Genomic DNA, 11,795 nt, shown 5'->3' on the forward strand with positions numbered 1-11,795 from the left:
TATATTGATCCGATCCATTTTAATGGATAATCGGGTACTCCGACAACTGAATCCCTGTATTGTTCGCGCGCTGGCTCATGGTTTAAGCAGGTTCATCTGCCTGTTTTCACTTTGCGTGCTTATCCTGGAGACAGGTTGTTGGACTTCGTGTAGGGTTGCCCTCGAATGTAACCATTATTCGTCTTAGGGATAAGACGAAAAGTCTGAGAATACGTAACTGTCTATGAGCTCTGTATCACCACCACGTGAATATTTTCTTGACTCCATCCGTGCCTGGCTAATGTTGTTAGGGATCCCATTCCATATTTCATTGATCTACTCCACCCACACCTGGCACGTGAACAGCGCAGAACCGTCTTGGTGGTTAACCCTTTTTAACGACTTTATCCATGCATTTCGCATGCAGGTCTTCTTTGTCATTTCAGGTTATTTTTCCTACATGCTTTTTTTGCGCTATCCGTTAAAACGCTGGTGGAAGGTGCGTGTAGAACGCGTGGGGATCCCTATGCTGACCGCGATTCCGCTGCTTACGCTGCCGCAATTTATCATGCTGCAATACGTGAAGGGAAAAGCAGACAGCTGGCATACCCTCAGCGGCTACGACAAATACAATGCGCTGGCCTGGGAACTGATTTCCCATCTGTGGTTTTTACTGGTTCTGGTGGTGTTAACGACCCTGAGCATGTGGGTATTTACCCAGATGAAAAACAGACTATCGCGTGGAGACGGTACCCCTGCATCGGGGGTGTCAATGACCAAATTAACGCTGATTTTTATATTGTTGGGTGTCGGCTATGCCGCCGTCAGAAGAACGATTTTCATCCTCTACCCTTCGATTCTCAGCGATGGCATGTTTAATTTTATCGTTATGCAAACGCTGTTCTATGTGCCTTTCTTTATGCTCGGTGCGCTGGCGTTTATCAATCCGAATCTGAAAGCACTGTTTACCACGCCATCGCGCGGCTGCACGCTAGGCGCCGCATTCGCATTTGTCGCATACCTGCTCAATCAACGTTACGGCAACGGCGATGCCTGGATGTATGAAACCGAATATGTCATTACCATGGTCATGGGGCTATGGATGGTGAATGTCGTCTTTTCGCTTGGCCACCGTTTACTGAATTTCCAGTCGGCTCGCGTGACCTATTTTGTCAACGCGTCGCTGTTCATCTATTTGGTGCACCACCCGTTAACGCTGTTTTTTGGCGCGTATATCACACCGCATATCAAGTCGAATCTGCTGGGTTTTCTCTGCGGTCTGCTTTTTGTGGTTGGAATTGCGGTCATACTGTACGAAATCCATTTACGGATCCCGGTGCTGAAGTTTCTCTTTTCGGGTAAACCGCCCATTAAGCAGGATAAAAACAAGGCGGTAGCCGGTTAGTTTTCTTGCATTGAATGGTTCAGAGCAGCCATTCAATGGGCAACACGGATGCAAGCCTCACCAGAACCCGCTTCCAGAATCCTGTAGCGGGTTCTTTTTTCAGTACCTTTTCGCTGCCAGAAAGCCGATCAACCCAGTTGATTCTGCCCCAACGGTCAAGACGTAGTTGCCAGGCCATGTCACGCTGACTTTGCATAAAACGTTTATGAATCAACTCGGCCAGTACTTCACTCTCAATCACAAACCCCATTTCCGTATTGAGCAACGTTGAACGGGGATCAAAATTAAGCGATCCTATAAACACTTTACGACCGTCAATACTGAAGGTTTTCGCATGCAGGCTGGAGCCTGAATTACCGGTTAATCCCCGGTCGTGTACTGCTGAAACGCGATCGCGGGTTGGTTTGAGCTCGTATAACTCCACGCCGTAGCGCAGGAGTTTTTTTCGCCAACGCGCATAGCCTGCGTGAACAACCGCGACATCATTCGCCGCCAGAGAATTAGTTAAAATTGCGATCTTAACGCCTTTTCTCACCAGTCTCAGGAGCTGCGCCACACCGGCGCGAGTTGGTACAAAGTAGGCGGAAATAATATCAATACGCTCGGTGGGAGATCCCATCACGTCAAACAAACGCTGCGGTAATAGTGAGTGGCGCGGCGCTTTCCCCTCTCCTTTTGCAGGATCATCACTCAACAAGCGCGTTTTCGCCCAAATTAGCGGCAGCGACCTCTGATCGAGATGGGTCATAAACTGGCTGGTTTCCAGCTTATGTAGATAGCGACGCGTTATGTCATCATTATACCAGGATTCGGGAAGTTCGATTTTTTGCGTAGAAGCTGGTTCAGCCACCTCAAGTACGTTTTGCAATGTTGAAACCGAGCGGCTGTGCCAGTAACGCTCAAAGTCGTCTGCAACATCCTGGACAACCGGTCCAATAGCCATAACGTCCAGATCGGAAAACAGTGGTTGTTCGCCTGCGCCAAAATAGGCATCGCCTATATTTCGCCCCCCCACAAGAGTTACGACGCCGTCAGCGGTATAACTTTTGTTGTGCATACGTCGATTCAACCGGGCAAAATCGGTTAAATAGCCCAGGGCACGCAGGATGCGAAAGGAAAAGGGATTAAACAGGCGGACTTCAATATTAGGGTGATTGTCCAGCAAACGCAGCGTGTCATCCAGACCTGGCGTGTTGTTATCATCCAGCAACAAACGCACCCGGACGCCCCGCTTCGCTGCGGCCAGCAAAACGGAAAATAACAATAGCCCGGACATGTCGCTTTCCCAGATGTAATACTGAACATCCAGGGTACGTTCCGCCATTTCCGTCAACCGATAGCGAGCAGCAAACGCATCCAGGCTGTCATCCAACGTCAGAATGCCGCATTCTCCCGGGTGGTTTACGCATAGCGGCGTGATGGCACGCTCAAGTCGCGTCATATCAGTCCGTGCGTTCATCGCCTTGTTGGGTAAGTAATCTCTTGTATAGTCGAGCGTTTTCTTCATCAAAGCACACGAAGTATATTTGATCGGGTAGCGTACGTCGGGTGATAAATTTCAACACCGTTTTCACCGCGATCTCTGCCGCTGCAGCACGTGGGTAACCATAAGCTCCGGTGCTTATAGCTGGAAAAGCAATGGATTGATAACCATTGGCTAAGGCCAGTTGCAATGTATTTAGATAGGCCTCTTCAAGTCGTTCAGCCTCGTGGTGATCACCGCCTTGCCAGACAGGTCCTACGGTGTGAATAACTGCTTTTGCCGGAAGCGCTCCAGCCAACGTGATAACGGCATGCCCGGTCGGGCATTCTCCCTGTTGTTGTATAACCTGTTTGCAGGCCTCCAACAACGCAGGCCCGGCAGCACGATGAATCGCGCCATCGACTCCACCTCCTCCCAGTAACGAGGAGTTGGCCGCATTGACGATCACATCTACCGCGATCGTCGTAATGTCGCCCTGTAACACATGAACACGCGATTGCATAAGTTCCCCCTGACAAAACACTCTCCGTTAAGTGTACAGCAGGGTTTTCCTTGAAATCTCACTTTTTAGCCATAAGCGTGCATACCTACGCCAGAATGATTCATTTATATTCAATATTCAGAATAGCCATGCTTTTCTGTTCATTGAGGTAATACATTTTCACCGTGGCAATTTGTTCCACACTCTGAGGCGCTGTCGTGACCTGTTGCAGGTCGTAGAGACTATTACTCATCGTGCCATCACGCATACATGACAATTCAATCTGTTGTTGTCGAGTGTTAACATCGCAAGGTGCTTCAACTATTGCACCACGAAAATGAATAACCCCGCCGGGTAAGATTTGCGTCGCCATTGCGGGGAGGGTGAAAAGAGAAAAAGCCCACAAACCGGTATTTAAAATACGCTTTAATAATGTACACATAAGGGTTCCTCAATGATTAATCATCCTTGAGGGATCGCAATGATCCTTCACCGCTGCGAGTTACGATCAAATAAACCGTTTGTTCGTTTCTATATTCATAGAACAGCACTGCACTCCCAGCCACACCCTTAATGCAAATCCGGCAAAAAATTATGGGTGACTGTTTGAGTCAGGCCATTGTTGCGACAGATGCAGAGACTGCCCGTCAGAAACGGTAACGATAATTTTGACCGAATCCTCCGGTGAAATATTAAAGCTCATTTTTGTTAATTCAATTGGCCGATTAGCAGGGACCGAAAGGCTTGTTTTCTGCTGTGACTGACTTTGTCCGCCCTTTCCTTTACGTATGGCAAGGACTTGCACTTCACATACGCACGGTTGAGCTAATGTCACCTGAGGAATAATGGTGTACATGTCACCTTGCTGAGTTGTATTGAATGTTATTTGATTTGCCAACGCGGCAATGAGTAATAGCGTGTGCATAATATTCTCCCGAAAAAAAACAGGGCTTTCGCCCTGTTTATTATCAGTCAGAAAACTGAATTAGTGCTGGTTAGCTGTAGCATTGTTGCCATAACCAACCTGCTGAATCAGCACATTGGAGTCAGACGCTGTCTGATTAACTACAGCACCGTTACGACCACCGAACTGAGTTACGCTGATATCAGCATTTTTTGCATTCCACTGATTGATATCAGCACTGTTCTGGAAGCCGGTCTGTTTCAGGCTAATGGTACTGTCATCAGCACCTTGGCCGACGGTCGCACCGTTACCATGTCCGTGTTGTGTGATAGTCACGTCTGATTTACGTGCATCACTTTGCAGCGCATTCGCAACGTTACTAGAGCCAAATTGGTAAATACTCATTGAAGAGTCTGGGCCATAGTTGCTACCGCCACCATGATGATTACCGCCCCATTGCGGAACAACACCTGCCAGAGCACTGCCAGAAACTACGATTGCTGCGAATGCTGCCACTTTTAAAAGTTTCATGGTAAACCCCCATCGGATTGATTTAAACGTCGTTTATGGATTAGCGTTGAGTAACGCGAATTGCCATTTGCGACTGTCTCTGCACCACAACTGCTGTTTTTTGTGTACCGTACTGGGTAATATTGGCTTTATTACCAGAGCCTTTCTGGATAATCATCGCCGTATTACCGTAAGAGCTTTGTTTAATACTCGCATCATTAGAGCTACCCGTTTGATCAATATATGCAAAGTTATTTGATCCCGTCTGCTCTGTTTTCGCTCGGTTACCTGAACCTTCTTGCGAAATGACCGACAATAACTTGGTGCCCTCCTGGCGAGTATTTGCACTATTAGCAGTACCAACCTGACCAATAATGGCTGCCTGATTAAATGAAGACTTACTTAATTCATTTACCGCAAAGTTATATTCTGAATTAGCTAAATCATAACTGGTTGCGGATGCAATCCCAGGCACTCCCAGTATTGTAAACATCATAAATAACAACTTGTTTTTCATGTTGTCACCCTGGACCTGGTCGTACATGAAGTTAAATTAATTACCACTCAAATTGTTGTTAACATGACTTACATTTGTTAACGCCACGTTACGATGAAGAGTATGTCCGTGGAAACATTTTAAATAACTCACCCGCGAGTGGTATTTTTATATCCGGATTCACACCAAAGTACTAATTAACAGTGAATAACACCGCTTCAGGTCTGGCTTTTATTTTTATTTTGCTATCAGTAATGAATTTCTATGCAGTCACTGAGAAAGTGCATTTTGCACGATATCAGGGCCTCTCAGTACAACGTCGAGATAGACATCGGTACAAGTCGTGACAAAGGTCATTTTTTTCCATCTAAAATTGACCAACGTAAATTGAGACAAGGATTTTAGAATTCATTAGAAATCTAAAACTCAGCAACTATTAATTAACTAATTTAAAATCAATGCGTTACTATAATTTGTATGATTTTTTAAATCTATGCAGCAAAGGTAAAATGTACAACTTTCCTATCAAATCTAAACTCTAATAAAACCATAAAATCACATTTTAATATATAATTTTACAAGTTGTTACATGTTTAACACTTGCTTTAAGATTTGTAATAGCTAGATTGAAATCAGTTGAAGTCCATTTGTTTTAATATTTTCACCCCTTTGGGTCGATATTTTATATCTACACAGCAGTGCAACATCTGTCAGTACTTCTGGTGCCTCTATTTTAGTAGAGACAGCTGTCAGGTGTGCGACTAAAAAGTGGAGTTTCATCATGTTTAATGAAGTCCATAGTATTCATGGTCATACATTATTGTTGATCACAAAACCTTCTTTGCAGGCAACTGCATTATTACAGCATTTAAAACAATCACTGGCACTCACCGGAAAACTACATAATATTCAACGTTCTCTGGATGATATATCCTCCAGCTGCATTGTTTTACTGGATATGATGGAGGCAGATAAAAAACTGATCCATTACTGGCAAGATAATTTGAGTAGAAAAAACAACAATATAAAGACGTTATTGTTGAATACTCCTGATGATTACCCTTATCGGGATATTGAAAACTGGCCGCATATCAATGGTGTTTTTTACGCAACTGAAGACGAGCAGCGTGTCGTAAGCGGCTTGCAGGGTATCTTGCGCGGTGAATGTTACTTCACGCAAAAACTTGCCAGTTATCTGATCACGCACTCTGGAAATTATCGTTATAACAGCACGGAGTCGGCACTGCTGACGCACCGTGAAAAAGAGATCCTTAATAAATTGCGTATCGGCGCCTCAAATATTGAAATCGCTCGTTCACTGTTTATCAGTGAAAATACGGTAAAAACACATCTTTATAATCTTTTCAAAAAGATAGCTGTCAAAAACCGTACGCAGGCGGTCTCATGGGCCAATGATAACCTCAGGCGATAAAGCCATGAAACGGTATTTGACCTGGATTGTGGCAGCAAATTTATTCTTTGCTGCCGGGAGTCTGCACGCAGCGACAACCGTAGAGGTGGAGGTTCCCGGACTGTTAACTGACCACACTGTCTCTTCAATCGGGCATGATTTTTATCGGGCCTTTAGTGATAAGTGGGAAAGCGAGTACACAGGAAACTTAACCATTAATGAAAGACCCAGTGCGCGTTGGGGAAGTTGGATCACCATAACGGTCAATCAAGACGTTATCTTCCAGACTTTTTTATTCCCAACGAAAAGAGACTTCGACAAAATAGTTGTCTTCGCATTGGCAGAAACTGAGGAAGCATTAAATCGCCGGCAAATAGATCAAACACTATTAAGCACTAGCGATTTAGCGCGTGATGAATTCTAAAACATGATTTTGTCCGGAGGCTTTCATGCGTGTTAAACATGCAGTGGTTTTGCTCATGCTAATTTCACCATTAAGTTGGGCCGGAAACATGACGTTCCAGTTTCGCAACCCAAACTTTGGTGGCAACCCGAATAATGGTGCTTTTCTGTTGAACAGCGCCCAGGCCCAGAACTCATATAAAGATCCAAGCTATGACGATTACGGTATTGAAACCCCGTCAGCTCTGGATAACTTTACTCAGGCGATTCAGTCACAAATTCTCGGTGGCCTACTCACCAACATTAATACCGGTAAACCAGGAAGAATGGTGACCAATGATTTTATCATTGATATCGCCAACCGGGACGGACAACTGCAATTGAATGTCACCGACAGGAAATCGGGGAAAACTTCGACTATTGAAGTGTCGGGTTTACAAACACAGTCGACCGACTTCTAAGTTATAGCCACGAAAGGAAATAATCATGCAGCGTTTACTTATCATGGTGGCAGTAATTTTACTCAGCGGATGTTTAACAGCTCCGCCTCAAGAAGCCGCTAAGCCGACATTAATGCCCCGAGCCCAAAGCTATAAAGACTTGACGCATCTGCCTATGCCTACAGGTAAGATCTTTGTGTCGGTATACAACATTCAGGATGAGACTGGCCAATTTAAACCTTACCCGGCAAGTAACTTCTCAACCGCCGTCCCGCAAAGCGCCACGGCTATGCTTGTCACCGCATTGAAAGATTCTCGTTGGTTCGTCCCACTGGAACGTCAGGGGTTACAGAACTTGCTTAACGAACGCAAAATCATTCGTGCAGCTCAGGAAAACGGTACGGTTGCGATTAATAACCGGATCCCGCTACAGTCCCTGACCGCGGCAAACGTCATGGTGGAAGGGTCAATTATCGGTTATGAAAGCAACGTTAAATCGGGTGGTGTCGGTGCACGTTATTTTGGTATTGGCGCCGATACGCAATACCAGCTCGACCAGATAGCGGTAAACCTGCGCGTAGTTAACGTCAGCACCGGTGAGATCCTGTCGTCAGTGAATACCAGTAAAACCATTCTGTCTTATGAAGTACAGGCTGGGGTGTTCCGCTTTATTGACTACCAGCGTCTGTTGGAAGGTGAAATTGGCTACACCTCTAACGAACCGGTTATGCTTTGTCTGATGTCAGCGATTGAAACGGGCGTCATCTTCCTGATTAATGACGGCATCGATCGCGGATTGTGGGATTTGCAGGATAAGAAACAAGTTGATAATGACATTCTGGTTAAATACCGTCATATGTCGGTACCGCCAGAATCCTGATGGGTCTATACAGCATAAAAAGCGTGAGGAAAACCCTCACGCTTTTTTATTTACTGGTCAGCGTCGGTGATATTCTATTTTCACGGCGAGATGCCAACCACAGACCACTGTTTTTCATTGCATAGCCGAATACGAGGCCCAGTGCCAGTGACGGTACAACCAGTCGCCAGTCGCCCTGCCCTGCAAATGTTGCACATGCGCCAATAAACGTGCCCGGTACAAATGAAAGCAGCCATTGCTTTGCCTGGATACACATCAGAAACGCGACAATTCCTGTCATGACATAACCAATAATATCCATATGCGGAGCAAGCGCACTACCGTTAATAATCACCAACGCCCACACCACACCGCTTAGCAGCGTACACGCCGAGATCCACAGTCCTTTTAACCCACCTTGCGGGCAGGCGAAATAAGCCGTGCAACCCAGAAAGCCAGCCCAACTGAGTAAACCAAGAGAAACGGCCACCCATCCCCAGATCCCGGAGAGAATGCCCGTTGTGATTGCAATTGAGAGAAGTATGTTCATGCCGCGCATCTTAGCAGAAAAACGGCATGGTAATGAGATCGCGCACACAATTTATGCAAGCTTATAAATTGAGTTGCACCTTTAAGTGACGCACGTCACATTTATTCGTCTGTTTCTTCCTGCAATTCGTCCCACATCGCACCAATGGCATCACGCGTCAGCGGTGCTATCGTACGCCAGAAAGGCGTGTTCGCGTGCGCTTCAACTTTACCAAGGAACGTACCGCACCAGGGCAGCAAGTAGTCTACAAACAAGGTTTCAAGCGCCTCACTTTCATCTTCCGCAGACTGGTCCTCAAGCCATGAAGCCGCCAGCAACAGCGTACCAATGTGATCTGCCGGTGTATCAGCAAGCGGCATGCCCCGGGCTGAAAGAAATGCACGAACATCGGATTCTTTCGCCCCTTCTACCCAGGCACTACGATAAGGCGGCACTGCACACTCGTCACCGACAAACAGCGCGTTGTAATCTGCAGCCAACTGGGGCATATCGCAGCTCTTCTGTAAACGGGTGAGCAGTTCGTCCTGTTCCAGCGGCCAGTTGGCGGACAGTTTACCTTCACTAATCAGGGTAAACAGGGGAACCAGTAAAGGGTCCTGCGGTTGGCGGTAAAACAGCGAGCCCAGTACACGACACAGGATAGAAAACTCGTTCATTGATATATTCCAGTTAGTAACAATTACAGTTCAGCAAATTCCGCGATCGGCTCCATGCCTCGCGATTCCAGAAACGCCAATAGACGTTTAGGTGTGACGTTTAAAATTCTGTCTTCAGGGAAATTAACATCATCCAGGATTTTACGGCATTCGCCAAATTCTCCCAGCGTGAAAGCGGTATGTGAATCCGACCCTAACGCCACCCAGCCACCAGCATCACGCACAGCCGCAGCAACCGCACGGCAATTATCCTCACTGCCCTTACGCGAATGCAAAAACGAAGAGTTATTGATTTCCAGTGCAACCTGGTACTTTGCCGCCGCCTGCGCAATTGCTTTAATATCAACAGGATATTTGGGATTTCCCGGATGACTTATGATGTGCACATTACCGCTGGCCATCGTAGCTATCATTGCCTGGGTATTGGTGTCTTTATCGTGAGGTGCAAAAACCGGCTCATGGAAGCCCGCAATAATGAGGTCCAGGGAGGTAAACATCGGACCTGAACAGTCAATTTCACCTTCAATATTCTTAATATTGGCTTCTATTCCGCGCAGGATCCCCACGCCATCCACGACACGTGGCCAAATACGCATATTGATAAAGTGCCAGTGGTGAGGCGCATCCGCCATGTCCGGTCCATGATCGGTAATGGCAAATAGCTTGATGCCTTTGCGACGAGCTTCCGCGATGTAATCACTTAAGGTGCTGTAGGCGTGGGTGCTGGCGACGGTATGCATATGCAGGTCAACGGGATACATAACTCTCTCCTGTAGTCATTTTCCGTCAAGGATAGCAGGTATCGCCGCCATTAATACCCTAAAAATTCGAGTCGCAGGCAGGTGGCAAGGGAGTGATACCCGAATCACTTACTTAAGTAAGTGATTCGGGTGAACAACCGTAGCCAACGCACATGCAGCTTGAAGTATGACGGGTATTTTAGCTGAAACCCGGTACTTGCCGGGTTACCATTAATATCCCCGAACGCGATTGACCTGACCTGTTACGACTTGCCCGCTCTCCAGGTTCATAATCGTGCGGGAGATATAGTCCACCGCTTCTGCCGGACGGGTAACTGCGGCAATATGTGGCGTCATCGCCACACGCGGATGTTTCCATAATGGGCTGTTTTCTGGCAGCGGTTCTCGACTATAAACATCCAGCATGGCCCCCTTCACCTTGCCGCTTTCCAGCGATGCCAGAAGATCGTCTTCATTGAGATGAACACCGCGTGCAAGGTTCAGCACGTAGGCGCCATCCTGCAATTGGCTAAGTAAATCAGCGTTAATAATGCCTACGGTTTCTGCCGTATTAGGCAGAAGGTTGATCAGCACGCGAGTTTGACTCAAAAACGCGCCCAGTTCCTCAGTACCGGCGAAGCTTTCCACGCCAGACCAGGATTTACGCGTACGACTCCAGCAGCGCAGTGGGAACCCCCATGCTTGCAGGCTTTCGGCAACTTTTGCGCCCAATACCCCAGCCCCCATGATCCCGACGGTAAACTCCTCGCGAGTATATTCTGGCAACGGCTGCCATTTCGCCTGATTTTTCAATGCTTGATAATCATCAAAGCGACGAAACCAGTGCAGCACCTGACTGACAGCATATTCCTGCATTTGCAGGCCCATACCCGTATCTTCCAGACGGAAAAGCGGGATCGACGCATCCAACATTTCCGGATGAGCATTGAGTTTACTGAGAATAGAATCGACGCCCGCGCCCAGCGCAAATACGGCTTTTAATTTTCGTCCTGCGAGCATTTCAACCGGCGGATGCCAGACCAGCGCATAGTCAGCATGTGCATTATCACCCGCTTTCCACTCACGTACGTTCGCACCAGGTATTGCCTTTGCCAACGCATTAATCCACCAGGTCGTATCGAATGTTGGGTGATAGAAAATTATATCCATATTGTCTCCTGAACATTGTTGTGCGGAACTTTCTCGCACTTATTATCATCATTTTTCGAGGGAACATCAGAGTAGCAAATTTTAGGATGCTGGCAAAAAAAACAATTCCCGCTTATTTATGCTTCATGTTGCTTGAAGTTTGTGTAAATGCACATTTTTTTCAAAAAGTTGATTGACGGCGGGGCGGTGTTTCCCCTACATTAGCGCCCGTTCCGGTAGCACAGGAACAACAATATGGTGAGGTGTCCGAGTGGCTGAAGGAGCACGCCTGGAAAGTGTGTATACGGCAACGTATCGGGGGTTCGAATC

General features: G+C 46.8%; 15 protein-coding genes and 1 tRNA gene (1 of these 16 cut by a window edge). 6 read left to right on the top strand and 10 right to left on the bottom strand.

Translation table 11 applies throughout. The features are described 5' to 3' along the window. Positions 1-223 precede the first annotated feature (223 nt). Positions 224-1,384, top strand: coding sequence for a glucans biosynthesis protein MdoC (gene mdoC, locus OGX96_RS20680; RefSeq protein ID WP_032942947.1), 1,161 nt, complete (start codon positions 224-226; stop codon positions 1,382-1,384). A gap of 19 nt (positions 1,385-1,403) precedes the next feature. Here mdoC and OGX96_RS20685 read toward each other — a convergent pair whose 3' ends face one another. The 6 genes from OGX96_RS20685 to csgB form a co-directional block, all read right to left on the bottom strand. Beyond that, on the bottom strand, positions 1,404-2,894 hold the full coding sequence (locus tag OGX96_RS20685; protein ID WP_375167792.1) for a phospholipase D family protein: 1,491 nt from the start codon (positions 2,892-2,894) through the stop codon (positions 1,404-1,406). After that, complete coding sequence (gene ymdB, locus OGX96_RS20690) at positions 2,827-3,369, bottom strand: O-acetyl-ADP-ribose deacetylase (protein WP_003832103.1); 543 nt, start codon at positions 3,367-3,369, stop codon at positions 2,827-2,829. The genes OGX96_RS20685 and ymdB overlap by 68 nt, the downstream gene beginning before the upstream one ends. Before the next feature lie 100 nt (positions 3,370-3,469). Continuing rightward, positions 3,470-3,790: a YmdA family protein gene (locus OGX96_RS20695; protein ID WP_286574443.1), complete on the bottom strand. Its 321-nt coding sequence runs from the start codon at positions 3,788-3,790 to the stop codon at positions 3,470-3,472. Positions 3,791-3,940: 150 nt separating this feature from the next. After that, positions 3,941-4,273 (bottom strand): curli assembly chaperone CsgC, encoded by a 333-nt coding sequence (gene csgC, locus OGX96_RS20700; protein WP_286574442.1) that lies wholly within the window; start codon positions 4,271-4,273, stop codon positions 3,941-3,943. A gap of 60 nt (positions 4,274-4,333) precedes the next feature. Then, on the bottom strand, positions 4,334-4,783 hold the full coding sequence (gene csgA / locus OGX96_RS20705) for a curli major subunit CsgA (protein ID WP_008784338.1): 450 nt from the start codon (positions 4,781-4,783) through the stop codon (positions 4,334-4,336). Between the two features lie 40 nt (positions 4,784-4,823). Further along, positions 4,824-5,279, bottom strand: coding sequence for a curli minor subunit CsgB (csgB, locus tag OGX96_RS20710; protein WP_003832095.1), 456 nt, complete (start codon positions 5,277-5,279; stop codon positions 4,824-4,826). Positions 5,280-6,039: 760 nt separating this feature from the next. Between csgB and csgD the strand changes: the two genes are divergently transcribed. From csgD to csgG, 4 genes are read left to right on the top strand one after another with little or no spacing between them, the layout of a single operon-like run. After that, positions 6,040-6,690 (top strand): biofilm master transcriptional regulator CsgD, encoded by a 651-nt coding sequence (csgD, locus tag OGX96_RS20715; RefSeq protein ID WP_003832092.1) that lies wholly within the window; start codon positions 6,040-6,042, stop codon positions 6,688-6,690. A gap of 4 nt (positions 6,691-6,694) precedes the next feature. Further along, complete coding sequence (csgE, locus tag OGX96_RS20720) at positions 6,695-7,093, top strand: curli production assembly/transport protein CsgE (protein WP_003832091.1); 399 nt, start codon at positions 6,695-6,697, stop codon at positions 7,091-7,093. 25 nt (positions 7,094-7,118) lie between these two features. After that, positions 7,119-7,532: a curli production assembly/transport protein CsgF gene (gene csgF, locus OGX96_RS20725; RefSeq protein WP_003832089.1), complete on the top strand. Its 414-nt coding sequence runs from the start codon at positions 7,119-7,121 to the stop codon at positions 7,530-7,532. A 25-nt stretch (positions 7,533-7,557) separates the two neighbouring features. Next, complete coding sequence (gene csgG / locus OGX96_RS20730; protein ID WP_003036082.1) at positions 7,558-8,391, top strand: curli production assembly/transport protein CsgG; 834 nt, start codon at positions 7,558-7,560, stop codon at positions 8,389-8,391. Positions 8,392-8,437: 46 nt separating this feature from the next. Here the strand turns inward: csgG and OGX96_RS20735 are convergent, their stop codons facing one another. From OGX96_RS20735 to ghrA, 4 genes are all read right to left on the bottom strand, one after another. Beyond that, positions 8,438-8,920 (bottom strand): DUF1097 domain-containing protein, encoded by a 483-nt coding sequence (locus OGX96_RS20735; protein ID WP_071444799.1) that lies wholly within the window; start codon positions 8,918-8,920, stop codon positions 8,438-8,440. A gap of 101 nt (positions 8,921-9,021) precedes the next feature. Next, positions 9,022-9,576, bottom strand: coding sequence for a TorD/DmsD family molecular chaperone (locus OGX96_RS20740; RefSeq protein WP_286584152.1), 555 nt, complete (start codon positions 9,574-9,576; stop codon positions 9,022-9,024). A 23-nt stretch (positions 9,577-9,599) separates the two neighbouring features. After that, the gene (locus OGX96_RS20745) at positions 9,600-10,337 is read right to left on the bottom strand and encodes a phosphatase (protein WP_008784332.1); all 738 of its coding nucleotides are present in this window, start codon (positions 10,335-10,337) and stop codon (positions 9,600-9,602) included. 210 nt (positions 10,338-10,547) lie between these two features. Then, positions 10,548-11,486 (bottom strand): glyoxylate/hydroxypyruvate reductase GhrA, encoded by a 939-nt coding sequence (gene ghrA, locus OGX96_RS20750; RefSeq protein ID WP_057067489.1) that lies wholly within the window; start codon positions 11,484-11,486, stop codon positions 10,548-10,550. A gap of 236 nt (positions 11,487-11,722) precedes the next feature. On the opposite strand from ghrA, the gene OGX96_RS20755 reads away from it, so the two are divergent. Further along, positions 11,723-11,795 (top strand) — tRNA-Ser (locus OGX96_RS20755) (it continues 69 nt past the right edge of the window).

This window comes from Citrobacter sp. Cpo100 (assembly GCF_030332595.1).
Lineage (GTDB): Bacteria > Pseudomonadota > Gammaproteobacteria > Enterobacterales > Enterobacteriaceae > Citrobacter > Citrobacter portucalensis.